The 23149-nt window shown below is 69.1% G+C and carries 23 protein-coding genes; 20 read left to right on the top strand and 3 right to left on the bottom strand.

The features are described from left to right. Positions 1–28: 28 nt before the first annotated feature. Complete coding sequence (locus ACWGSM_RS02910) at positions 29–1027, bottom strand: YhjD/YihY/BrkB family envelope integrity protein (RefSeq protein ID WP_452321466.1); 999 nt, start codon at positions 1025–1027, stop codon at positions 29–31. 151 nt (positions 1028–1178) lie between these two features. On the opposite strand from ACWGSM_RS02910, the gene lysA reads away from it, so the two are divergent. The 5 genes from lysA to prfA all read left to right on the top strand — a co-directional run bounded on the left by lysA (position 1179) and on the right by prfA (position 8347). Continuing rightward, positions 1179–2570 (top strand): diaminopimelate decarboxylase, encoded by a 1392-nt coding sequence (gene lysA / locus ACWGSM_RS02905; RefSeq protein WP_452321465.1) that lies wholly within the window; start codon positions 1179–1181, stop codon positions 2568–2570. Between the two features lie 58 nt (positions 2571–2628). Beyond that, the gene (locus ACWGSM_RS02900; RefSeq protein ID WP_452321464.1) at positions 2629–3945 is read left to right on the top strand and encodes a homoserine dehydrogenase; all 1317 of its coding nucleotides are present in this window, start codon (positions 2629–2631) and stop codon (positions 3943–3945) included. Between the two features lie 77 nt (positions 3946–4022). Beyond that, a complete protein-coding gene (gene thrB / locus ACWGSM_RS02895; RefSeq protein WP_452321588.1) occupies positions 4023–4931 on the top strand; it encodes a homoserine kinase in 909 nt (302 codons plus the stop codon). Between the two features lie 167 nt (positions 4932–5098). Beyond that, positions 5099–7246 (top strand): transcription termination factor Rho, encoded by a 2148-nt coding sequence (gene rho / locus ACWGSM_RS02890; protein ID WP_452321463.1) that lies wholly within the window; start codon positions 5099–5101, stop codon positions 7244–7246. Between the two features lie 24 nt (positions 7247–7270). Next, the gene (gene prfA / locus ACWGSM_RS02885) at positions 7271–8347 is read left to right on the top strand and encodes a peptide chain release factor 1 (protein ID WP_452321462.1); all 1077 of its coding nucleotides are present in this window, start codon (positions 7271–7273) and stop codon (positions 8345–8347) included. 9 nt (positions 8348–8356) lie between these two features. On the opposite strand, the gene epsC is transcribed toward prfA, so the two are convergent. Both epsC and cysK read right to left on the bottom strand, forming a co-directional pair. After that, a complete protein-coding gene (epsC, locus tag ACWGSM_RS02880) occupies positions 8357–8920 on the bottom strand; it encodes a serine O-acetyltransferase EpsC (RefSeq protein ID WP_452321461.1) in 564 nt (187 codons plus the stop codon). 14 nt (positions 8921–8934) lie between these two features. Then, entirely contained in the window at positions 8935–9873 is a 939-nt protein-coding gene (gene cysK, locus ACWGSM_RS02875; protein ID WP_452321460.1) for a cysteine synthase A, read from the bottom strand. 116 nt (positions 9874–9989) lie between these two features. Here cysK and prmC point away from each other — a divergent pair, with 116 nt between their 5' ends. The 15 genes from prmC to ACWGSM_RS02800 all read left to right on the top strand — a co-directional run bounded on the left by prmC (position 9990) and on the right by ACWGSM_RS02800 (position 23082). Then, on the top strand, positions 9990–10847 hold the full coding sequence (prmC, locus tag ACWGSM_RS02870) for a peptide chain release factor N(5)-glutamine methyltransferase (protein WP_452321459.1): 858 nt from the start codon (positions 9990–9992) through the stop codon (positions 10845–10847). 65 nt (positions 10848–10912) lie between these two features. Continuing rightward, the gene (locus tag ACWGSM_RS02865) at positions 10913–11659 is read left to right on the top strand and encodes an L-threonylcarbamoyladenylate synthase (RefSeq protein ID WP_452321458.1); all 747 of its coding nucleotides are present in this window, start codon (positions 10913–10915) and stop codon (positions 11657–11659) included. Next, the gene (locus tag ACWGSM_RS02860; RefSeq protein WP_452321457.1) at positions 11656–12840 is read left to right on the top strand and encodes an MraY family glycosyltransferase; all 1185 of its coding nucleotides are present in this window, start codon (positions 11656–11658) and stop codon (positions 12838–12840) included. Before ACWGSM_RS02865 ends, ACWGSM_RS02860 begins: the two co-directional genes overlap by 4 nt. Continuing rightward, complete coding sequence (locus tag ACWGSM_RS02855; protein WP_452321456.1) at positions 12837–13346, top strand: hypothetical protein; 510 nt, start codon at positions 12837–12839, stop codon at positions 13344–13346. The genes ACWGSM_RS02860 and ACWGSM_RS02855 overlap by 4 nt, the downstream gene beginning before the upstream one ends. 179 nt (positions 13347–13525) lie before the next feature. Then, positions 13526–14266: a F0F1 ATP synthase subunit A gene (gene atpB / locus ACWGSM_RS02850; RefSeq protein WP_452321587.1), complete on the top strand. Its 741-nt coding sequence runs from the start codon at positions 13526–13528 to the stop codon at positions 14264–14266. A 43-nt stretch (positions 14267–14309) separates the two neighbouring features. Beyond that, positions 14310–14546 (top strand): ATP synthase F0 subunit C, encoded by a 237-nt coding sequence (gene atpE / locus ACWGSM_RS02845; RefSeq protein ID WP_071642243.1) that lies wholly within the window; start codon positions 14310–14312, stop codon positions 14544–14546. A gap of 27 nt (positions 14547–14573) precedes the next feature. Further along, a complete protein-coding gene (locus ACWGSM_RS02840) occupies positions 14574–15116 on the top strand; it encodes a F0F1 ATP synthase subunit B (protein WP_452321455.1) in 543 nt (180 codons plus the stop codon). Next, positions 15116–15904 carry a F0F1 ATP synthase subunit delta gene (locus ACWGSM_RS02835; protein ID WP_452321454.1) on the top strand — a complete coding sequence of 263 codons (789 nt, stop codon included), beginning with the start codon at positions 15116–15118 and terminating at the stop codon, positions 15902–15904. The genes ACWGSM_RS02840 and ACWGSM_RS02835 overlap by 1 nt, the downstream gene beginning before the upstream one ends. A gap of 50 nt (positions 15905–15954) precedes the next feature. Beyond that, positions 15955–17595, top strand: coding sequence for a F0F1 ATP synthase subunit alpha (atpA, locus tag ACWGSM_RS02830; RefSeq protein ID WP_452321453.1), 1641 nt, complete (start codon positions 15955–15957; stop codon positions 17593–17595). Positions 17596–17614: 19 nt separating this feature from the next. After that, positions 17615–18508 carry a F0F1 ATP synthase subunit gamma gene (locus tag ACWGSM_RS02825; RefSeq protein WP_452321452.1) on the top strand — a complete coding sequence of 298 codons (894 nt, stop codon included), beginning with the start codon at positions 17615–17617 and terminating at the stop codon, positions 18506–18508. Positions 18509–18533: 25 nt separating this feature from the next. After that, entirely contained in the window at positions 18534–19988 is a 1455-nt protein-coding gene (gene atpD / locus ACWGSM_RS02820; protein ID WP_452321451.1) for a F0F1 ATP synthase subunit beta, read from the top strand. A gap of 2 nt (positions 19989–19990) precedes the next feature. Then, positions 19991–20251: a F0F1 ATP synthase subunit epsilon gene (locus tag ACWGSM_RS02815; protein ID WP_452321450.1), complete on the top strand. Its 261-nt coding sequence runs from the start codon at positions 19991–19993 to the stop codon at positions 20249–20251. Positions 20252–20327: 76 nt separating this feature from the next. Continuing rightward, positions 20328–21068, top strand: a complete 741-nt coding sequence (locus ACWGSM_RS02810) for a YaaA family protein (protein ID WP_452321449.1) — start codon at positions 20328–20330, stop codon at positions 21066–21068. 122 nt (positions 21069–21190) lie between these two features. Then, complete coding sequence (locus ACWGSM_RS02805; protein WP_452321448.1) at positions 21191–21985, top strand: large exoprotein; 795 nt, start codon at positions 21191–21193, stop codon at positions 21983–21985. A 113-nt stretch (positions 21986–22098) separates the two neighbouring features. Beyond that, the gene (locus ACWGSM_RS02800) at positions 22099–23082 is read left to right on the top strand and encodes an aldo/keto reductase (protein ID WP_452321447.1); all 984 of its coding nucleotides are present in this window, start codon (positions 22099–22101) and stop codon (positions 23080–23082) included. Positions 23083–23149: the final 67 nt, after the last annotated feature.

The following is a 23149-nucleotide window of genomic DNA, read 5'->3' as shown; positions in this document are numbered from 1 at the left end:
CTGCAGGCTCAGAGTCCGTGAGCGCGGCTCATTCGGGCGCAGCGGCCTTCTGCGCCGCGCGCAGGTTCTCGGTGGCTGCTCGCACGTCGTCCTCGGCCCGACGCAGCGCGAACTCCGGCAGGGTCTCGGCGCCGAAGCGCTGCGCCACCCGATCGCCCTTCTCGCGGTGCGAGATCGTGATCAGAGCGCTCGACAGCAGGATGACCTGCGACGACAGGTTCAGCCACAGCAGCAGCGCCAGCAGCGAGGCGAACGTGGCCAGCAGCGGGTTCGCCTTCGCGCCGCCGACGAACAGCCCCGACAGCTCCTGAAGGATCAGCAGGCCCACCCCGCCCAGTGCAGCGCCGCCCCAGAGCGCCCCGCGCGATGCGCGCACGCCGGAGAGCATCCGGTACACCGCGGCGATCAGCACCGCGTCCAGAGCGAACACGATCACCAGTGACAGCACACGCACCGTCCAGAACACGGCGGGCGCGTCTTTCGCGACTCCCATCATCCCGGCGAACCAGCCGACGATCAGCTCACCGGCGAAGGTGAGCCCCGCAGCGGCCACGAACGTGCCGCCGATGATCAGCGCGAGCAGCAGGCTGCGCAGCAGCACCAGATACCAGACGACATCCGCGGTATCCGTTCCGGCGATCGTGCGCACGGCGTTGCGCATCGAGCCGATCGCCCCGAGCGCGGATGCGACGAGACCGATCAGCGAGATCACGCCCGCGACCGACAGGCCGCCCGGGGCGCTGATGTCGTCGAGATCGACGATGCCCTTGCTGTCACCGGTCGTGATGAGCCCGGGCACCGCCGAGTCCACCGCGGAGACGACGGCGGTCCAGGCAGCGGCATCCTGCGAGAGCCACAGCGCCGCGGTCGAGAAGCCGAGCAGCACAGCGGCGAACACGCTGAACAGTGCCCGGTAGGTCACGGCGTCGGCGAGCATGGGCCCGCGCCTTCCGGTGTAGAGCAGCGCGGCGCGCACGATGCGAAGCCGCAGCAGCCGGCGGATCGCGTTCGCGGACGTCCGCGCCACCCACCCCTTCTGCTCGGGGGGTGAACCGGGGTCGGAACTCGTCGGCCTCTCCATCTGCACCAGACTATTGAGTGCATCGGAATGTGAACGGGGGTTGACTCGGCGGTGTCCTAGAATCAGGGGTCGAACCCCGTGACCCGATTGGCGCTGCGTGCATTCCCCTGATTCCTCTCCCGCCCCCGGATGGCTGGTCGTCCCCGACGACGCCAACGACCTGGTCGAGGGGGTCTGGCCGCTCTCCGCAGAACGCGATGCCGACGGCGCGCTGCGCCTCGCGGGTGTGGGGGTCGGCGAGCTCGTCCGCGCCTACGGCACGCCCCTGCAGGTGATCGACGAGGCCGAGGTGCGGCGCCGGGCTGCGGCGCTGCGTTCCGCCTTCGCGCGTGCCGCGGCGACGCACGGCACGACGGCGCGCATCTACTACGCGGGCAAGGCACTGCTGAACACGTCGATCGTGCGCTGGGTGCTCGAGGAGGGCCTGAACGTCGACGTCTGCACCGGTGGCGAGCTCGAGGTCGCTCTGGCCGGGGGAGCGGATGCCGGGCGGCTGGGTTTCCACGGCAACAACAAATCGGTCGCGGAGCTCGAGCGGGCGGTGGATGCCGGTGTCGGCACCATCATCATCGACAGCGTCATCGAGATCGAGCGTCTCGCCGCGATCGTCTCGCGCACCGATGCGTCCCAGCGAGTCATGCTGCGCGTCAACAGCGGCGTGCACGCCGAGACCCACGACTTCCTCGCGACCGCGCACGAGGATCAGAAGTTCGGCTTCCCGCTCGGTCAGGCGCCCGCCGCCGTCGCGCGGATCCGCGAGGTCGACGGACTCGTCTTCGCCGGCCTGCACTGCCACATCGGCTCGCAGATCTTCGGCGTCGCCGGGTTCCGCGAGTCCGCCTCGCGCCTGCTCGACCTGCACCAGGAGCTGCTCGCGGGCGGAGACATCCCGCAGCTCAACCTCGGCGGAGGGTTCGGCATCGCCTACACGCGGGTCGACGATCCGACGCCCATCGACGACCTCGCCGAAGGCATCGTCGCGGCTGTCGCAGAGGGGTGCGCGGCGCGCGGCATCCCGATGCCCGCGCTCTCGTTCGAGCCGGGCAGGGCGATCGTCGGCAACGCGGGCGTGACGGTGTACGAGATCGGCACGATCAAGGACGTCGCTCTCGAGACGACCACGCGGCGCTACATCAGCGTCGACGGGGGCATGAGCGACAACGCGCGTCCGGCGCTCTACGGCGCACAGTACTCCGCTCGCCTCGCCTCACGGACGGGGACGGGTGAGCCGGTGCTCGTGCGCGTCGTGGGCAAGCACTGCGAATCGGGCGACATCGTCGTCGACCACGAATATCTGCCGAGCGATGCGACGGCAGGCGACCTGCTCGCCGTCCCCGCCACCGGAGCGTACTGCGCGCCCCTGTCGAGCAACTACAACCACATGCCCCGACCGCCCATCGTCGCGGTCTCCGGCGGCGAATCGCGCGTGATCGTGCGCGGCGAGTCGATCGCCGATCTGCTCGCACGCGACGCGGGCATCCCGCAGTGAGCCATGGCCGTCCGCGGCCAGACCGAACATCCCGACCCGACCGTGCTGAGGAGCGCAGATGACTGACTACCGACGACTTCGCGTGGCGCTGCTGGGAGCCGGAGCCGTGGGCTCTCAGGTGGCGTCTCTGCTGCTGCGCCACGGCGACGAGCTCGCCGACCGCGCGGGAGCCCGCCTGGAGCTGGCCGGCATCGCCGTGCGCGACGTCGACGCCCCGCGCGACGTCGACCTGCCTCGTGAGCTGTTCACCACCGACGCCGAGACGCTGATCACCGGATCGGACATCGTCATCGAGCTCATGGGTGGCATCGAGCCGGCGCGCTCGCACATCCTGCTGGGCCTGGGCTCCGGCGCGGATGTCGTGACGGCCAACAAGGCGCTGCTCGCGACCCACGGACCCGAGATCTACGAAGCGGCCGAGCGTGTGGGCGCCTCGGTGTACTACGAGGCCGCCGCCGCCGGTGCGATCCCGATCATCCGGCCGCTGCGCGACTCGCTGGCCGGCGACCGCGTGGTGCGCATCATGGGCATCGTCAACGGCACGACCAACTACATCCTCGACCGCATGGACAGCGAGGGCGCCGACTTCGGCGATGTGCTCGCCGACGCGCAGCGGCTCGGCTACGCCGAAGCTGACCCCACCGCCGATGTGGAGGGCTACGACGCCGCGCAGAAGGCGGCGATCCTGGCATCCCTCGCCTTCCACACCGCCGTGCCGCTCGAGGCCGTGCACCGCGAGGGCATCACGGGCGTCACCGCCGACATGATCGAGGAGGCTCGTGAGGCCGGGTTCGTCATCAAGCTGCTCGCCGTGTGCGAGCGACTCGACGATGGCGGATCCGAGTCGATCTCGGTGCGGGTGTACCCGGCTCTCGTTCCGCGCGATCACCCGCTCGGCGCCGTGCACGGTGCGAACAACGCCGTCTTCGTCGAGGCCGAGGCCGCCGGCTCGCTGATGTTCTACGGCGCCGGTGCCGGCGGCGTGCAGACGGCGTCCGCCGTGCTCGGCGATGTCGTCTCGGCCGCGCGCCGTCACATCGCAGGCGGCACGGGTGTCGGCGAGTCGACCCGTGCCAACCTTCCGATCGTCTCGATCGGCCATGTGCTCACCCGCTACCAGATCACCCTCGAGGTGTCTGACGAAGCGGGCGTCCTCGCCACCATCGCCGGGCTGCTCAGCGACGGCGGCGTCTCGGTCGCGACGCTCGTGCAGACCGTCATCCCGGCATCCGACGGCACCGACGGTGAGACCGCGCGACTGATCATCGGCACACACCGCGCCACCGACAGCGCGCTCAGCGCCGCCGTCGACCGCCTCACGGCGAGCGACGTCGTCGAGCGGGTCGTGTCGGTGCTGCGCGTCGAAGGGGAGTGAGCGTGGGAGTCACGCTGGTGCCGGCCGAGCCGGTCACCTCCCAGGCGCCGCAGGTCGACGGTGCGATCCGCACCGTCATGGTCACCGTACCGGCGACCAGTGCCAACCTCGGCCCCGGATTCGACACGCTCGGTCTCGCCCTCAGCGTGTACGACACGCTCACAGCGTCGTCCTTCGACGACGACCGTCTCGTGATCGAGGTGACCGGGTCGGGCGCGGAGGATATCCCCACCGACACGAGCAACCTCGTCGTCCGCTCGATCGCCCACGTCTACGCCGATGCCGGGCGCCGGATGCCCGGTCTGCACCTGCATGCTGAGAACGGCGTGCCGCACGGTCGTGGCCTCGGTTCCTCCGGTGCCGCAGTGACCGCGGGCATCCTGATCGCGAAGGGCCTGCTGGCGGGAGACGTCGACCTCGACGACCAGGCGCTGCTGCGCCTGGCGACCGAGCTCGAAGGGCATCCCGACAACGTCGCACCCGCCCTGTTCGGCGGCCTGACGATCGCCTGGACGGGGGAGCGCGGCCCACAGCACAAGAAGCTGCTCGTGCACCGCGGCGTCGCCCCGCTCGTGTTCGTGCCCGGCTTCACGATGTCGACGTCGCTCGCCCGTTCCCTGCAGCCGCCGCAGGTCTCGCGCGAGGACGCCGTGTTCAACGTCTCGCGCTCGGCCCTGCTGATCGCGGCCCTGACACAGAGCCCCGAACTGCTGCTCGACGCGACAGACGACCGACTGCATCAGGATTATCGCGGACCTGCGATGCCGGAGACGCTGCGATTGGTGCAGGCGCTGCGCGCGGAGGGCTTCGCGGCGGTCGTCTCGGGCGCCGGACCCAGCGTTCTCGTGCTGGCGGACGGGCCCGGAGCGCGGCAGCGCGCCGTGCGGCTGGCCGACGTCGTGACGGACACTCCGTGGCAGGCGCACATGCTCGCCGTCGACGTTCAGGGTGGTACAGTGAGGGAACGAGCGGAGGGCACCACGTAACTTCGTGATTCTCGCCCTTTCGCACTTCTGCGAAGTCCGCACGCGATCCCCAGGAACATCCAGGTACTGGCTGGCAGGCGCTCTGCGTCGGCGCGTGTGATGCCCGCAGCATCTGCTGCGTGCAACTTCGGATTGCTCGTCTTCCCACGACATATGAGGGAGTACTCGTGGAGAACCTCTCCGAGACCCAGAACGACACCCCGACCACCGAGTCGGTGGCGACCGAGACGCCGGCGCCGGCACGCAAGCGCGCGCCGCGTCGCGCGACGACCGCCTCCGCGGCCGCGGCAGCCGAGGCGAGCACCGCCGACGCAGCGGCCGCCCCGGCAGGCGACTCCGCCCCGGCAGGCGACTCCGCCCCGGCGGCCGCGTCCGCTCCCGCGGCGGACTCCGCCCCCGCAGCTGGCTCCGCTCCCGCAGCGGACGCCGCTCCGGCGGAGCAGCCGAAGGCGAAGGCCCCCCGACGCACCCGCGCCAAGAAGGCCGACGCCGAGCCGCTCGACCTGCCGGCCGCCGAGGCCCCCGCCGAATCCGCACCCGCGGATGCCACGACGGCGAACGCCCCCGATGCGGAGAAGACGGATGGCGCCGAGGCGCCCGCGAAGCCGGCCCGCAAGCGTCCGTCGCGCGCGAAGAAGAGCGATGCTCCCGCCGAGGCGGCATCTTCCGACGGCGCCTCCGAGACGTCGGAGCCCGCAGACCAGACTGCCGGCACGGGCGACGAGCAGGCGGCGAACGCCGCGGACGACTCCGCCAAGCGGCCCGCGCGCGGCCGTCGTGGTGCGAAGACCGCCGAGACCGAAGCGACTCCTGCCGAGGTGCCCGCCGAGACCGCTCCGAGCGAGCAGCCTGCCGGTGCCAACGAGCAGGGCGGCGGCGAGAACGACGGCGACGGCGAGGGCTCCGGCCGCAACCGCAGCCGCAACCGCAACCGCAGCCGTGGCCGCGGTGACAAGAACGGCAGCGGCCAGAACGGCAGCGGCCAGAACGGCAGCGGCCAGAACGGGACCGCTCAGGCCGGCGGCGGTCAGAACGACTCCGACGACGAGAGCGGCTCGGGCCGTGGCCGGCAGCGGGGCAGCAAGCGCCGCAGCGGCAACACCACCGCCGACGAGTTCGAGACCGAGATCGGCGAGGACGACGTGCTCATCCCCGTCGCCGGCATCCTCGACGTGCTCGACAACTACGCCTTCGTGCGCACCACCGGCTACCTCGCCGGCTCGAGCGACGTGTACGTCTCGCTGGGCCAGGTGAAGAAGTACAACCTGCGCAAGGGCGACGCCGTCGTCGGCGCGATCAAGCAGCCCCGCGAGGGCGAGCAGCAGGGTCGCCAGAAGTACAACGCGCTGGTCAAGGTCGACTCGATCAACGGTCTCTCGCCCGACGACGCGGCGAACCGGGTCGAGTTCGGCAAGCTCACCCCGCTGTACCCGCAGGAGCGGCTGCGCCTGGAAACGGCTCCCGAGAAGCTGACCCAGCGGATCATCGACCTGGTGGCGCCGATCGGCAAGGGCCAGCGCGGCCTGATCGTCGCGCCGCCCAAGGCGGGCAAGACCATCGTGCTGCAGCAGATCGCGAATGCGATCGCGCAGAACAACCCCGAGGTGCACCTCATGGTCGTGCTGGTCGACGAGCGCCCCGAAGAGGTCACCGACATGCAGCGCACCGTCAAGGGCGAGGTCATCGCCTCGACCTTCGACCGCCCCGCGGAAGACCACACGACGGTCGCCGAGCTCGCCATCGAGCGCGCCAAGCGCCTCGTCGAGCTGGGTCGCGACGTCGTCGTGCTGCTCGACTCGATCACCCGCCTGGGCCGCGCGTACAACATCTCGACGCCCGCGTCGGGTCGTGTGCTGACCGGCGGCGTCGACGCCGCGGCGCTGTACCCGCCGAAGCGCTTCTTCGGTGCCGCGCGCAACATCGAGAACGGCGGCTCGCTCACCATCCTCGCGACCGCGCTCGTCGAGACCGGTTCGAAGATGGACGAGGTCATCTTCGAGGAGTTCAAGGGCACCGGCAACAGCGAGCTGCGCCTGTCGCGCCAGCTGGCCGACAAGCGCATCTTCCCGGCTGTCGACGTCAGCGCGTCGAGCACGCGCCGCGAGGAGATGCTGCTCTCGGCCGACGAGGTCAAGATCACCTGGAAGCTGCGCCGTGCCCTAGCCGGCCTCGACCCGCAGCAGGCGCTCGAGGTCGTGCTCGGCAAGCTGAAGGAGACCGGCTCGAACGTCGAGTTCCTCTTCCAGATGCAGAAGTCGATCCCCGCGCCCACGTCGACCGGATCGTCACACGCGCACGAGAACAGCATCCGCTGATCCACCGCTGAGCGGAGCAGAGGCGTGTTCGAATCGGTCCAGGCCCTCATCGAGGAGCATCGCCGGGTGCAGGAGGAGCTCTCCGACCCGGCGGTGCACGCCGACGCCGCGCGCGCGAAACGGGTCAACCGGCGCTACGCCGAGCTGAACCGCATCGTCGCCGCGCACGAGGCATGGACGACGGCATCCGACGATCTGGCAGCGGCTCGCGAGCTGGCCAGGGAGGATGACGCCTTCGCCGAAGAGGTGCCCGCGCTCGAGGAGCAGCTGCGTGTCGCGCAGGAGAAGCTGCGGCGTCTGCTGATCCCGCGCGATCCCGACGATGCGCGCGACGTGATCATGGAGATCAAAGCGGGGGAGGGCGGCGCCGAATCGGCGCTGTTCGCCGCCGACCTGCTGCGCATGTACGTGCAGTACGCGGCGCACCGCGGCTGGAAGACCGAGCTGCTCGAGCGCAACGAGTCCGACCTGGGCGGCTACAAGGACGTGCAGGTCGCGATCAAGGGCTCATCGTCCGACCCGTCGCAGGGGGTCTGGGCGCATCTGAAGTACGAGGGCGGCGTGCACCGCGTGCAGCGGGTGCCCGCCACCGAGTCGCAGGGACGCATCCACACCTCCACCACCGGCGTGCTCGTCTTCCCCGAGGTGGACGAGCCGGAGGAGATCCAGATCGACGCGAACGATCTGAAGATCGACGTCTACCGCTCATCCGGCCCCGGCGGCCAGTCGGTGAACACGACCGACTCCGCGGTGCGCATCACCCACGTTCCCACCGGCATCGTCGTGTCGATGCAGAACGAGAAGTCGCAGCTGCAGAACCGCGAGGCGGGGATGCGCGTGCTGCGCGCCCGGCTGCTCGCGAAGCAGCAGGAGGAGCTGGACGCCGCGGCATCCGACGCCCGCCGTTCGCAGATCCGCGGCATGGACCGCTCCGAGCGCATCCGCACCTACAACTTCCCCGAGAACCGCATCGCCGACCACCGCACGGGCTACAAGGCGTACAACCTCGACCAGGTGATGGACGGCGCGCTCGAGCCGATCATCGAGTCGGCGATCCACGCCGACGAGGAGGCCAGGCTCGCCGCCCTCGGCGGCGAGTGAGCGGCGAGCTCAGATCACATAGTCGGGCGCGGTCAGCAGCGCCCGCGAGTCGTCGGATTCGGTACGCCGCCGCGGTTTCGCCGGCACACCGACCAGGATGCTGTCGGCCGGCGCGTCCTTCGTGACCACGGCGTTCGCGCCGACGACCGACCGCGCTCCCACGCGTACCGGGCCGAGGATCTTCGCACCCGCCCCCACCGACACGCCGTCCTCGAGCGTGGGGTGCCGCTTGCCGTGATCCCGGGTCCGCCCGCCGAGCGTGACGCCGTGATAGATCATCACGTCATCCCCGATCTCGGCGGTCTCGCCGATCACGACGCCTGTTCCGTGGTCGATGAAGAAGCGTCGTCCGATGCGCGCGCCCGGGTGGATCTCGATGCCGGTGAACCACCGGGTGATCTGCGATCCCGTCCTGGCGACGAAGCGCAGCCTGCGCCGCCACAGCGCATGCCACACGCGGTGACCCCACACGGCGTGCAGTCCGGGGTACAGCAGAGCCACCTCGACCCCGCTGCGGGCAGCGGGGTCGCGCCGGCGGGCAGCTGCGATGTCCTCGCGGACACGGGAGAGCATGCTCACAGAGACGGTCAGTCCTCGCGCAGGTCTTCGAACAGGGCGGTGGAGAGGTAGCGCTCTCCGGTGTCGCAGCCGATGACCACGATCTGCTTGCCCTTGCTCTCGGGGCGGGCGGCGATCTTCAGCGCCTGCGCGACGGCCGCCCCCGCGGAGATGCCGACGAGGATGCCCTCCTTCGCGGCGAGCGCCCGCGAGGTCTCGAGCGACTCCTCGAAGCCGGCCGTGATGATCTCGTCGATCACGTCGCGATCGAGGATCGCGGGCACGAAGTTGGGGCCGATGCCCTGGATCTTCGCGGGTCCCGTGCGTCCCTCAGAGAGGAGGGGGGAGTCGGTCGGCTCGACGGCGACGACGTGGACCTCGGGCTTGACGGCCTTGAGCGCCTGGCCGACGCCGGTGATGGTGCCGCCCGTGCCGACACCTGCCACGAAGATGTCGACCTGCCCGTCGGTGTCGCGGAGGATCTCCTGAGCGGTGGTCTCGCGGTGGATCTGCGGGTTCGCGGAGTTCTCGAACTGGCGGGCCCAGACGGCGCCGGGCGTGGACTCGATGATCTCCTGCAGCTTCTCGATCGCACCCTTCATTCCGAGCGTCGGGTCGGTCAGCACGAGCTCTGCGCCGAACGCCTTCAGCAGAACGCGGCGCTCCTTCGACATGGAAGCGGGCATGGTGAGGATCACCTTGTAGCCGCGCGCCGCGCCGACCATCGCCAGGGCGATGCCGGTGTTGCCGCTGGTCGCCTCCACGATGGTGCCGCCGGGCCCCAGCTCGCCCGATGCCTCCGCGGCGTCGACGATCGCGATGCCGATGCGGTCCTTCACGCTCGAGGCAGGGTTGAACGACTCGAGCTTGACGAGAACGGTGGCGTCGAGGCCCTCGGTCAGGTGGTTCAGCCGCACCAGAGGGGTGTTGCCGAAAGTGCTGGTGATGTCGTTGTGGATGCCGGTCATGGCAGACCTTTCGTGAGCGGAGTTCTCGTGAGGGAGTTCAGCAAGACCAGCCTACGGGGCGTGGTCTGGGTGATGACGGAATGTGACCGGCTGCGCGCACCGCCTACGCTGAGAGGATGCCCCTTCTCATCTCGACGCAGCTGCGCGCCGTCGCGCAGCGGCTCGCCGATGCGGGTGTTCCCGACCCGCTCGTCGACGCCGAGCTGCTTATCGGACACGTCCTCGGGATCGGCCGTGGCGAGCTGCAGGCCGCGGTGGTGCGCGGGGACGAGATCACCGAACCGGATGCCGAGCGATTGGCCCTCCTCGTCGGCCGCCGCGCCGCCCGCGAGCCGTTGCAGCATCTGACCGGTCGGGCCGCGTTCCGCCACCTCGAGCTGGCTGTGGGCCCCGGGGTCTTCGTGCCGCGCCCAGAGACGGAGACGGTCGTGCAGTTCGCGATCGACGCGCTCCTGGAGAGCGCGTCCGCGCCGCCGATCGGCGTCGACCTCGGCACGGGCAGCGGAGCCATCGCCCTGGCGATGGCCACAGAGGTGCCGCATGCCAGGGTGCACGCCGTGGAACGGTCCGCCGACGCACACGCGTGGGCCGAGCGCAACACGCGCGGCGTGGACAATCTCACCCTGGTGCTCGGCGATCTCGCCACCGCGTTCGATGAGCTGCGTGGCACCGTGGACGTGGTCATCTCGAACCCGCCCTACGTGCCCGACGACGCGATCCCGCGCGACCCGGAGGTGCGCCTGCACGACCCGGCACAGGCGCTGTACGGCGGGGCGGACGGCCTCGACGTGGTGCGCGTGATCAGCTCACGGGCCCAGCAGCTGCTGCACAGCGGCGGCCTGCTCGTGCTCGAGCACGGCGAGCTGCAGGGCGCCGCCATCCGGGAGATCCTCACGACGGACGGATGGCGGGCAGCCGCGACGCATCAGGATCTCACCCGCCGCGACCGGGCGACGACGGCTCTGCGGGCCTGAACGGGGCCGCGCGGGTGCGCTCCCGACCCGTGGGCACGGAGAACGCCGTCGTAGACTAAGGGGCCATGTCAACTGTCTTCGATTGCCGCGACGACTCCCAGATCCTCGCTGGCATGCGCCACGCCCGCCAGGCGATCGCCCGTGGCGAGCTCGTTGTGCTGCCCACCGACACCGTGTACGGCATCGCCGCCGACGCCTTCTCGCCCGCCGCCGTGCAGCGCCTGCTCGACGCCAAGGGCCGCGGCCGCGACATGCCGCCGCCCGTGCTCGTCGCCGGGCAGGACATGCTCAAAGCCCTCGTCGAGACCGTGCCCGCGCCCGTGCAGAGCCTCGTCGACACGTTCTGGCCCGGCGGCCTCACGATCGTGCTTCCCGCCCAGCCGTCGCTGACCTGGGACCTCGGCGAGACCAAGGGCACCGTCGCCGTGCGGATGCCCGACCGCCGCATCGCGCTCGAGCTGCTGGCCGAGACCGGACCGCTCGCCGTGTCGAGCGCGAACCTCTCGGGTCGGGATGCCGCGATCATCGCCTCCGACGCCGAGGCGATGCTCGGCGACAGCGTCGCGGTGTACCTCGAGGAGGGGTACAGCGAGACCGGCGTGCCCTCGACGATCGTCGACGCCACCTCGCTCGTCGCAGCCCCCGAGGGCGAGACCGCGACGGTGCGCATCCTGCGCGAGGGGGCGGTGACCAGGGAGCAGCTGTCGGAGGTGCTCGGCGACCTTCTCGAGCCCGAGGAGAAGCCCGGCGACGTCGTGGCCGGCCCGGCCGACGAGAGCCCGGTCGACGAAAGCCCGGTCGACGAAGAGTGAAGCAGTATCTGTTCACGATCATCCTCACGGCGGCGATAACCTTCGCGCTGTCGTGGGCGGTGTGGCGGCTGAGCCTGAGGTTCAAGCTGTATCCCGGCATCCGTGAACGAGATGTGCACAAGACCCCGACCCCGCGTCTCGGCGGCGTCGCCATGTTCATCGGCATCGCAAGCGCGGTCCTCATCTCCGCAGCCAATCCGTTCTTCGAGCGGATGTGGTCGCCACCGAACACGCTGTGGGCGATCCTCGCTGCGGCGCTGCTGATCGCCGTCATCGGCGTCGTCGACGATCTGATCGACCTGGACTGGATGATCAAGCTCGCCGCGCAGTTCCTCGCAGCGGGAATCATCACGGTCGGCGGCGGACTGCAGATCCTCTCGCTGCCGGTCGGCGACATGATCCTCGTCTCCAGCTGGGTGAGCATCGCGGTCACGATGTTCGCGATCGTCGTCGTGATGAACGCGGTCAACTTCATCGACGGGCTCGACGGGCTCGTCGCGGGCGTCTGTCTCATCGCGAACGGGGTGTTCTTCGTCTACGCGTACATCCTCACCCGCGACTCGGGCGCCACCAGCTACTTCAACCTCGCCACCTTCCTCGCGGCGGTGCTCATCGGCGCGTGTCTCGGCTTCCTGCCGCTGAACTGGAGCCCGGCGAAGCTGTTCATGGGTGACTCGGGCGCCCTCGTGCTCGGCCTGCTGATGGCGACCTCGACGATCGCGCTGACGACACAGGGCGACGTCAACGCGTTCGACCCCGAGCGCTTCGGCCGCTCGCAGCTGCTCGGTGCGTTCCTCCCCATCGTGCTGCCGCTCGTGATCGTCATGCTTCCGCTGCTCGACTTCGGTCTCGCGGTGTCGCGCCGGATGCGCGCGGGCAAGTCGCCCTTCTCGCCCGATCGCAAGCATCTGCACCATCGGATGCTGGATCTCGGCCACCGCCATCGCGACGCCGTGCTCATCTTCTACGCCTGGACGGCGATCATCTCGTTGACCGTGCTGCTGATGTACATCGCCGGACGGCAGGACTGGCCGGGCGGGTATCTCGCCGCGGTCGCGTTCGGCGTCGTGGGCATCGTCGCCTGCCTGATCGTCACGCGCACGCCGCACAGCGTGCGACGCAGGGCGGCAGCCACCTCCGGTCCGACCCCACCCGACACCGAGCCCATGGAGCCCCGATGACCCCGAGCCCCGTCTCAAGCACACCCATCCTGCGGCGCACGCTGACGTGGTCGGCCGCAGCCGCGCTGGTGCTCGCCCTCGTCGCCGCCGGCATCGGGTACGCCGTCGACGGCACGAGCGGGCTGTGGAGCGGCCTGATCGGCGTGCTGCTCGCGTTCCTCTTCCTCGGCATCACCGCCGGCAGCATCCTGTTCGCCAACCGCTGGTTCGGCGATCCGATCTACGTGCAGCTGTTCTTCGCGATCGTGCTGGGCGGCTGGCTGCTCAAGCTCGGCCTGTTCCTCGTGATCATGATCATCCTCAGCGGTCAGCCGTGGATCTCGCCGCTCGTCTTCTTCCTCTCCATCGTCGCCGGTGTGGTGCTCTCGCTCGTGGTCGACGCCGTCGTGCTCGTCCGCATGCGCCTGCCGCACGTGAGCGACATCGATCTCCCGACCGTCAACCCCGAGGACGAAGCCGAAGCCGATGGCCGGAATGCGCACGGCGCGACCGAGGGCGAGCGCTGAATCTGGTAGTGTTTATCCGTGCCCGCCGCTCGTCTCGCGAGCGCTTGCGCTGACGCACAACGTCCCTCGTCGCCCCGGTTCTCGCCGGTGACCCGAAGCTGGAGCCCGCGCTGTTGAATCCCGTTGCGACCCTGACCCTTCGTCCGATCGCCGGTGACGGTGAATTCCACGGCCCATCGATGGGCGAGTTCTTCCCGGACATCCTGTTCACCGTGTTCGGTGTTCCGATGCACCGCATCCACCTGATCCAGCTGCTCTCGGTCATCGCCGTCGTCCTGATCATGTGGCTCGGAACGCGTCGCATGACCGTCGTGCCCGGTCGCTTCCAGAGTCTCGTCGAGATGGGAATCGGCTTCGTCCGCACCGGCATCGGACACGACCTGCTCGGCCGCAAGGACGGCGAGCGGTTCGCCCCGCTGCTCGTGACGATGTTCTTCATGATCCTGTTCATGAACATCACCGGCATCGTCCCGTTCCTGAACATGCCGGGAACCGCGATCATCGCCGTGCCCCTCACGCTCGCCGTGATCAGCTACGTGACCTTCATCTATGCCGGCATGAAGAAGAGCCCGCTCGGGTTCTGGAAGAACTCCCTCTTCCCGTCGGGCGTGCCGTGGCCGGTCTACATCATCGTGACCCCGCTGGAGTTCATCTCCACCTTCATCATCCGCCCGGTGACCCTCACCCTGCGTCTGATGATGAACCTCGTCGTCGGCCACATGATCCTCGTGCTGTGCTTCGCAGCCACGCACTTCTTCTTCTTCACCGCAGGTGGCGGCTGGGCGGCGCTCGGCGTCGGAACGCTCGCCTTCGGCGGCGCGTTCACTCTCTTCGAGATCCTCGTCGTCGTCCTGCAGTCCTACGTCTTCACCGTCCTCACCGCGATCTACATCCAGCTCGCGGTCGCAGAAGAGCACTGAGCGGGTCGGCAACTGCCGCCCCACCCAACGAAAGGAAAAACCCGTGGACGCTACTACGGTTCTCGCTGAAATCAACGGTCACATCGGTGCGGTCGGCTACGGCCTCGCAGCCATCGGACCGGCCATCGGCGTGGGCATCGTCGTCGGCAAGACCATCGAGGGTGTCGCCCGTCAGCCCGAGCTGGCCGGCCGTCTCCAGGTCCTCATGTGGATCGGTATCGCCTTCACCGAGGCTCTCGCATTCGTCGGCATCGCCGTCGCCTTCATCCCCTTCCCGTAATCCGCACCGACTTCTGAAGGAGACAGGATGCTGAACGCTCTTGTCACGAACCTCGCGGCGGAGACCGAGGCGCAGAACCCGCTCATCCCCGCGTGGTACGACATCATCTGGTCGGGCCTGTGGTTCCTCATCATCCTCATCGTGGTGTGGAAGGTCGCCCTTCCTCGCCTGACCGCGATCCTCGACGAGCGCTCAGCCGCCATCGAAGGCAACATCGCCAAGGCCGATGAGGCCCAGAAGCAGGCAGAGGCCGCGCTGGAGGAGTACACCCGCCAGCTCGCCGAGGCCCGCACCGAGGCCGGTGAGATCCGCGAAGCCGCCCGTGAGGACGGCAAGAAGATCGTGACCGAGGCCAAGGAGACCGCTGTCGCCGAGGCCGGCCGCATCACCGCAGCCGCTCACTCGCAGATCGAGGCCGAGCGCCAGGCGGCGTTCGTCTCGCTGCGCAGCGAGGTCGGCACGCTCGCGATCGACCTCGCCGGCAACGTCGTGGGGGAGACCCTCAGCGACGACGCTCGTGCGACGGCCGTCGTGGACCGCTTCCTCGCCGACCTCGAGAAGGCCAAGTAATGGGCAGCGCGACCACTCAGGCACTCGCGGCATCCACGGACGCGCTTGCCGCAGCGTCGGGCCTGAACCTCGAAAGCGCGGCCGAGCTCTTCGCTGCAGCCCGCGCCATCGGGGAGTCGGCTCAGCTGAGCGGCGCGCTCGCCGATCCCGCAGCCCCGGCCGAGGCGCGCAGCGCGCTCGTCTCGGCGGTGTTCGCGGGTGTCTCGGCTCCCGTGCGCTCGCTGCTGACCACGGTCGCGGCTCAGCGCTGGTCGTCGGTGTCCGATCTCGTCGACGGTGTCGAGGAGCTCGCCATCCGCGCAGCGGCTGCGGCGGCTCCCGGTGACGACGTCGCGACGGAGCTGTTCGGCTTCTCGCGCGTCGTCGCGGCGAATCCCGAGCTCGAGCTCGCGCTCGGCGGCCGCCTCGGCGGTGACGCGGCGAAGCTCGCGCTCGTCGAGCGGGTGCTCGGTGGCGCAGTGTCACCCGCGACCATGCTCATCGCCTCGTCCCTGGTTCCGCGTCCGCGTGAGCGTCGCGTCCGCCAGGTGCTCAGCCGCGCGGTTCGCATCGTCGCAGCACAGGCCGGCCGATCGGTCGCGACGGTGTACACCGCCGCTCCGCTCCCGGCCCCGCAGGAGGCGCGCCTGCGCGACGCGCTCGCCCGTCGCTACGGCGGCGAGATCTCCATCAACCAGGTGATCGACGAATCCGTCGTCGGAGGCCTGCGTGTGCAGATCGCCGATGACGTCATCGACGGCAGCATCTCCGCCCGCCTCGCCGACCTTCGCCAGAAGCTCGCGAGCTGAACTACTCGACGCGGGGAACCGCGCACACCCAGACACACAAAGGGAAGACAATGGCAGAACTATCGATCAGCCCCGACGTCATCCGTGACGCGCTGAAGGACTTCGCCGCCGCCTACGAGCCCACCGGCGCCGCGGCGACCGAGGTCGGCACCGTCATCGACGCAGCCGATGGCATCGCGCACGTCGAAGGACTGCCGGGCGTCATGGCCAACGAGCTCGTCACCTTCGGTGACGGCACGAAGGGCCTGGCACTGAACCTCGACGAGCATGAGATCGGCGTGGTCGTCCTCGGCGACTTCACCGGCATCGAGGCTGGCCAGGAGGTCACCCGCACCGGCGAGGTGCTCTCGGTTCCGGTCGGCGACGGCTACCTGGGTCGCGTCGTCGACCCGCTCGGAAACCCGATCGACGGCCTCGGCTCCATCGCGACCGAGGGCTCCCGTGCCCTCGAGCTGCAGGCTCCCGGCGTCATGCAGCGCAAGTCGGTGCACGAGCCGATGCAGACCGGCGTCAAGGCGATCGACGCCATGATCCCCGTCGGCCGCGGTCAGCGCCAGCTGATCATCGGCGACCGCCAGACCGGCAAGACCGCGCTGGCCATCGACACGATCATCAACCAGCGGGCCAACTGGGAGTCGGGCGACGTCAGCAAGCAGGTGCGCTGCATCTACGTCGCGATCGGTCAGAAGGGCTCGACCATCGCGGGCGTCCGCGGTGCGCTCGAAGAGGCCGGTGCGATGGAGTACACCACCATCGTCGCGGCTCCTGCTTCCGACCCGGCCGGCTTCAAGTACCTCGCCCCGTACACCGGTTCGGCCATCGGCCAGCACTGGATGTACGGCGGCAAGCACGTCCTGATCATCTTCGACGACCTGTCGAAGCAGGCCGAGGCCTACCGTGCCGTGTCGCTGCTGCTGCGCCGCCCGCCGGGGCGCGAGGCGTACCCCGGTGACGTCTTCTACCTGCACTCGCGTCTGCTCGAGCGCTGCGCGAAGCTGTCCGACGAGCTCGGCGCGGGTTCGATGACGGGTCTGCCGATCATCGAGACCAAGGCGAACGACGTCTCGGCGTACATCCCGACCAACGTGATCTCGATCACCGACGGCCAGATCTTCCTGCAGTCCGACCTGTTCAACGCCAACCAGCGTCCTGCGGTCGACGTGGGAATCTCGGTCTCGCGAGTCGGCGGTGACGCTCAGGTGAAGTCGATCAAGAAGGTCTCCGGAACCCTGAAGCTGGAGCTCGCGCAGTACCGCTCCCTCGAGGCGTTCGCGATGTTCGCATCCGACCTCGACGCGGCATCGCGTCGTCAGCTCGCCCGCGGTGCGCGACTGACCGAGCTGCTCAAGCAGCCGCAGTACTCGCCGTATCCCGTGGAGGAGCAGGTCGTCTCGATCTGGGCCGGAACCAACGGCAAGCTCGACTCGCTCGAGGTCGAGGACGTGCTCCGCTTCGAGCGCGACCTTCTCGACTACCTGCGCCGCAACACGTCGATCCTCGACACGCTGCGCGAGACCAACGTCCTCGATGACGCCACGGTCGCAGAGCTCGACAAGCAGACCGACGCCTTCATCCTGGAGTTCCAGGGCGGTAAGGGCCAGTCGATCGGCACCCCGGGCAACGAGCAGGTCTCTGCCGACGACGCCGGTGACGTCAGCCAGGAGAAGATCGTCAAGGGTCGTCGCGGGTAACCGCGTGAGGTACTGATTCATGGGCGCTCAACTCAGGGTCTACAAGCAGAAGATCTCTTCTGCTCAGACGACCAAGAAGATCACGAAGGCGATGGAACTCATCGCGGCTTCGCGCATCCAGAAGGCGATGGCACGCGTCAAGGCGTCCAGCCCCTTCGCGCGGGCCGTGACGAGGGCCGTGTCCGCCGTCGCGACGCACTCCAGCGTCGACCATCCGCTCACCCGCGAGGCAGAGACGATCCGCCGTACGGCGGTCGTCATCTTCTCGAGTGACCGCGGCCTCGCCGGCGCGTTCAACTCGCAGGTGATCCGTGAGGGGCTCGAGCAGGGCGAGCGTCTACGCGAGCTCGGTCGTGAGCCGGTGTACTACCTGGTGGGTCGCAAGGCCGTCGGGTACTTCCAGTTCCGCCGGATCGAGTCCGCGGCCGAGTGGATCGGCGACACCGACACGCCGTCGTTCCACACCGCCGAGGAGATCGCGCACACGTTGCAGGAGTCCTTCCTGCGCGGCGGCGACTCCGAGGGCGTCGACGAGATCGTGCTGGTCTACAACCGGTTCGTGAGCATGATGACGCAGGAGCCCACCGCTCTTCGTCTGCTGCCGCTCGAGATCGAAGAGGCCGAGGACACGGCGACCGCCGCCGTGTACCCGCTCTACGAGTTCGAGCCCGACGCCGAGACCGTGCTCGACGCGATCCTGCCGGTGTACATCCAGAGCCGCGTGTTCAACGCCCTTCTCCAGTCGTCGGCTGCCAAGCAGGCCGCGACGCAGAAGGCGATGAAGTCGGCCAGCGACAACGCCGACAAGCTGATCACCGACTACACCCGCCTGCGCAACAACGCTCGCCAGGCCGAGATCACCCAGCAGATCGCAGAGATCGTCGGCGGCGCCGACGCCCTGTCGTCCAGCTGACACACATCAGGAGAAGAGACGAGAAATGACCACCACCGCCATGGCTGAGCAGCCGGCGACCGCGGTCGTCGGACGCGTCGCACGCGTCAACGGTCCGGTTGTCGACATCGAGTTCCCGCACGACTCGATCCCCGGCATCTACAACGCCCTCAAGACCACCATCACGATCGGCGAGGACTCCACCGAGATCACTCTCGAGGTCGCACAGCACCTCGGCGACGACCTCGTCCGCGCCATCGCCCTGAAGCCCACGGACGGCATCGTCCGTGGCCAGGAAGTCCGCGACACCGGTGAGGCCATCTCGGTTCCCGTCGGCGACGTGACCAAGGGCAAGGTCTTCAACGTGATCGGCGAAGTCCTCAACGCCGAGCCCGGCGAGACCATCGAGGTCACCGAGCGCTGGCCGATCCACCGCGAGGCGCCGAACTTCGACCAGCTCGAGTCGAAGACCACCATGTTCGAGACCGGCATCAAGTCGATCGACCTCCTGACCCCCTACGTGCAGGGTGGAAAGATCGGTCTGTTCGGTGGTGCCGGTGTCGGCAAGACCGTCCTCATCCAGGAGATGATCCAGCGCGTCGCGCAGGACCACGGTGGTGTGTCGGTATTCGCCGGTGTCGGTGAGCGCACCCGTGAGGGCAACGACCTCATCCACGAGATGGAGGAGGCGGGCGTCTTCGACAAGACCGCCCTCGTCTTCGGCCAGATGGACGAGCCGCCGGGGACGCGTCTGCGCGTCGCCCTGTCGGCGCTGACCATGGCGGAGTACTTCCGCGATGTGCAGAAGCAGGACGTGCTGCTCTTCATCGACAACATCTTCCGCTTCACGCAGGCCGGTTCCGAGGTCTCCACGCTGCTGGGCCGCATGCCCTCGGCCGTGGGCTACCAGCCGAACCTCGCCGACGAGATGGGCCTCCTGCAGGAGCGCATCACCTCGACGCGCGGCCACTCGATCACCTCGCTGCAGGCGATCTACGTGCCGGCCGACGACTACACCGACCCGGCCCCCGCGACCACGTTCGCGCACCTCGACGCCACGACCGAGCTCTCGCGTGAGATCGCGTCGAAGGGTCTGTACCCGGCCATCGACCCGCTGACCTCGACGTCGCGCATCATGGACCCGCGCTACCTGGGCGAGGACCACTACCGCGTGGCCACGACGGTGAAGCAGATCCTGCAGAAGAACAAGGAGCTGCAGGAGATCATCGCCATCCTCGGTGTCGACGAGCTCTCCGAAGAGGACAAGATCGTCGTGTCGCGTGCACGCCGCATCCAGCAGTTCCTCTCGCAGAACACCTACATGGCGAAGAAGTTCACCGGCGTCGAGGGCTCGACCGTGCCGCTGAAGGAGACCATCGAGTCGTTCGACGCGATCTGCCGCGGTGACTTCGACCACGTTGCCGAGCAGGCGTTCTTCAACGTCGGCGGCATCTCCGACGTCGAAGAGGCATGGGCGAGGATCCAGAAGGAGAACGCCTGATCATGGCGCTGCACGTGAGTCTCGTCTCCGCTGACGCGGAGGTCTGGACGGGAGAGGCGACGCTCGTCGTCGCCAGAACCGTCGAGGGCGAGATCGGCATCATGTCCGGGCACGAGCCGGTGCTGGCCATCCTCGCCCAGGGCGAGGTCCGCATCACTCAGGAAGACGGCAGCAAGGTTCTCGCCAACGCGCAGGACGGCTTCCTCTCGATGGAGGGCGACACGCTCACCATCGTGGCCGGCAACGCCGCACTGATCGCCTGAACGCAGAACCACCCGGCGTCCGCTCCGGATCGTGCCCCGCACGATCCGGAGCGGACGCTTCGTCTGTGTGGAGACCATGAAGATCCTTCTGCCCCCGTCCGAGACCAAGCGTCCCGGTGGCTCCGGCGCCCCGATGCGCCTCGACGAGCTCGCGCTGCCGTCCCTCACCGCGCAGCGCGCCGAACTCGTCGAAGCTCTCATCGCGCTCTGCGCCGACGAGTCGGCCGCCCGACGCGTGCTGAAGCTCAGCGAGCGGCAGTCCGGCGACGTCGAGCACAACCGGATGCTGCGCACAGCACCCACGATGGCAGCCATCGACCGGTACACGGGCGTGCTCTACGACGCACTCGACGCGGCCTCCCTCGACAGGGCCGCGCGGCGCTGGCTCGGCGAGCATGTGCTGATCCACTCGGCGCCGTTCGGGCCGATCGGCGCGCTCGACGAGATCCCCGTGTACCGGCTGGCCGCCGGCACGTCGCTGCCCGGCATCCGCCCGCTGCGCCGGCACTGGGCGGAGGCGACCACCACCGCACTCGCGGATGCCGGTTTCGTGCTCGACCTGCGCAGCGAATCGTACGTCGCGCTCGGGCCGGTCGCCGGGGTCGTGCCGTCGGCGTACGTGCGGGTGGTCACCGACACGGGGCGTGCACTCAACCACTTCAACAAGAAGGCCAAGGGCGAGCTCGTGCGCGCCCTCGCCACGACACGCCCGCGGGGCGGCTCCGTGCGAGGGCTCGTGCAGTGGGCGGATGAGCACGGCATTCGGCTGCGGAAGACCGCGGACGCCGGTGTTCTGGAGCTCGTGGTCACCGGATGATCTCCCCGGATCACGGGGTGGCTCGTTGCCCGTCGTCCCGCGGCTTCGCTAGCATGTGCCGTGCACGAGATCCGCACGGGGGAGCACTACCGCTTCCTCTCAACGAGAGAAGTGGTTCATCCATGGGATACGACGACTACGGCGATTACACCGCCTTCGCTGCGATCATCGGGCTGGTGACGGTGCTGCTGTTCATCGTCGGGCCGATCATGTACGTCGTCTCATCGATCTTCATGATGAAGATCTTCGAGAAGGCCGGCGTCGTCGGCAAGTGGCGCGCCTGGGTTCCCGTCTACCGGGAGATGATCTTCTTCAAGCTCGGCGACATGAGCCCGTGGCTCGTGCTGTACACCCTGGGCGCGACCATTCTGCTGTCGTGGATCGGCATCGGCGGGCTCTTCGGTCTGGTCTTCACCGCGCTGTTCGCGATGGCCGGATGGCGCGTCGGTCTCAAGCTGCAGAAGGAAGCGGCCTGGGTGATCCTCTTCGTGCTGCTGAACATCGTGTGGATGGGCATCGCCGCGTTCGATCGCTCGCGCTGGAACCCGAACGTCGCTCCCGCTCCGTGGGCCGGCAACGGCTTCTTCGGCGACCGGACCGTCTGGGACGGCATCCCCGTGCAGCCCGGCCAGAACGTCGCCCCCGCCGCGGGCTACGGCGCGCCGCAGGGCTACGCTCCGCCCGCCCCGCAGGGCTATGTCCCGCCCGCACAGCCCGGCTACGGCCAGCCGACGCAACCCGGCTACGGCGCTCCGTACAACCCCGCAGCGCCGGTTCCGCCGGCACCGGGCGCGCCCGTGCCGCCTCCGGCCACCCCGCCGGCACCCCCGGCGCCGCCGGCAGCACCTCCGGCCGCACCGCCCGTTCCTCCCGCACCCCCCGCGGCGCCCGAGGACCCGACGCAGCCGCATCCCTGACCTGAACACGAGGAGGCCCCCGACGACGTCGGGGGTCTTCTCGCGTCTTCTCGCGTCGCTGTCGACCCGCCCGGCCGGTCCGAGCACGTCCGGCGCCCCGATAGTGTGGATGCATGGTCACCTCGCAGCGTCGCGTCGGCGCATCCGGACTCGTCGTCTCCGCAGCGGGTCTCGGGTGCAACAACTTCGGTCGTGCGGGAACGGTGACCGAGACGATCGACGGCACGCGCGCCGTGATCGACGCGGCCCTCGCGAGCGGGGTGTTCTTCTTCGACACCGCCGACATGTACGGTGCCGACGCCGGGCGCAGCGAAGAGCTCATCGGCGAGGTGCTCGAGGGTCGCCGCGATCGTGTGGTGCTGGCGACCAAGTTCGGTCACGAACGGGACATGGGCTACGACTTCCCCGGCGGCCGCGGGTCGCGCCGGTACGTGCGTCACGCCGTCGAGCACTCCCTGCGTCGTCTGCGCACCGACTGGATCGACCTGTACCAGCTGCACCTGCCCGACCCGCAGACGCCGATCGCCGAGACCATCGACGCGCTCGACGAACTCGTCGACGAGGGGAAGATCCGCTACTACGGGCATTCGAACCTCACCGGATGGCAGATCGCCGAGGCGGAGTTCACGGCCCGGGCGCGCTCGACGGGTCGGTTCATCTCGGCGCAGAACCACTACTCGCTGCTGGCGCGGGCATCCGAACGGGAGGTGCTGCCGGCGGTGAACCGTTACGACCTCGGCTTCTTCCCGTTCTTCCCGCTGAAGAACGGACTGCTCACCGGCAAGTTCACCCGCGAGGGCGGGCCGGCGGACAGCCGGATCATGGGCACGCGTCAGCACATCTGGGCGGATGCGCCTTGGGACGCGCTCGAGCATTACCAGGCCTTCTGCGACCAGCGCGACATCACCATGCTGCAGGCCACATTCGGCTGGCTGCTGGCGCAGCCGGGTGTCTCGAGCGTGATCGCGGGCGCGACCACGCCCGAGCAGGTCGAGGCGAACGCGGCGGCCGCCGACGCCTGGACCCCGTCGGCAGCCGACCTGGACGAGATCGACGCGCTGTTCCCGCTGATCGACGATCCCGCCGACCGGATGTGACGGCGCCACTACGATGATGATGAATCCCGCGGCTGTTCAGCCGCCCAGCCGCCCGATGGAGTGCCCA

The sequence above is a fragment of the Microbacterium sp. NPDC055521 genome, assembly GCF_053619695.1.
Note: the sequence above shows the minus strand (reverse complement) of the source record. Positions and strands in the feature narration are given on the sequence as shown.

Coding starts and splice junctions, on each gene's coding strand:
- ACWGSM_RS02800 (WP_452321447.1), top strand. CDS start 22,099: ATGGTCACCTCGCAGCGTCGCGTCGGCGCATCCGGACTCGTCGTCTCC.
- atpD (WP_452321451.1), top strand. CDS start 18,534: ATGACCACCACCGCCATGGCTGAGCAGCCGGCGACCGCGGTCGTCGGA.
- atpA (WP_452321453.1), top strand. CDS start 15,955: ATGGCAGAACTATCGATCAGCCCCGACGTCATCCGTGACGCGCTGAAG.
- ACWGSM_RS02815 (WP_452321450.1), top strand. CDS start 19,991: ATGGCGCTGCACGTGAGTCTCGTCTCCGCTGACGCGGAGGTCTGGACG.
- ACWGSM_RS02810 (WP_452321449.1), top strand. CDS start 20,328: ATGAAGATCCTTCTGCCCCCGTCCGAGACCAAGCGTCCCGGTGGCTCC.
- ACWGSM_RS02805 (WP_452321448.1), top strand. CDS start 21,191: ATGGGATACGACGACTACGGCGATTACACCGCCTTCGCTGCGATCATC.
- epsC (WP_452321461.1), bottom strand. CDS start 8,920: ATGCTCTCCCGTGTCCGCGAGGACATCGCAGCTGCCCGCCGGCGCGAC.
- atpB (WP_452321587.1), top strand. CDS start 13,526: ATGGGCGAGTTCTTCCCGGACATCCTGTTCACCGTGTTCGGTGTTCCG.
- thrB (WP_452321588.1), top strand. CDS start 4,023: ATGGTCACCGTACCGGCGACCAGTGCCAACCTCGGCCCCGGATTCGAC.
- ACWGSM_RS02865 (WP_452321458.1), top strand. CDS start 10,913: ATGTCAACTGTCTTCGATTGCCGCGACGACTCCCAGATCCTCGCTGGC.
- prmC (WP_452321459.1), top strand. CDS start 9,990: ATGCCCCTTCTCATCTCGACGCAGCTGCGCGCCGTCGCGCAGCGGCTC.
- ACWGSM_RS02835 (WP_452321454.1), top strand. CDS start 15,116: ATGGGCAGCGCGACCACTCAGGCACTCGCGGCATCCACGGACGCGCTT.
- ACWGSM_RS02840 (WP_452321455.1), top strand. CDS start 14,574: ATGCTGAACGCTCTTGTCACGAACCTCGCGGCGGAGACCGAGGCGCAG.
- ACWGSM_RS02855 (WP_452321456.1), top strand. CDS start 12,837: ATGACCCCGAGCCCCGTCTCAAGCACACCCATCCTGCGGCGCACGCTG.
- ACWGSM_RS02825 (WP_452321452.1), top strand. CDS start 17,615: ATGGGCGCTCAACTCAGGGTCTACAAGCAGAAGATCTCTTCTGCTCAG.
- cysK (WP_452321460.1), bottom strand. CDS start 9,873: ATGACCGGCATCCACAACGACATCACCAGCACTTTCGGCAACACCCCT.
- ACWGSM_RS02900 (WP_452321464.1), top strand. CDS start 2,629: ATGACTGACTACCGACGACTTCGCGTGGCGCTGCTGGGAGCCGGAGCC.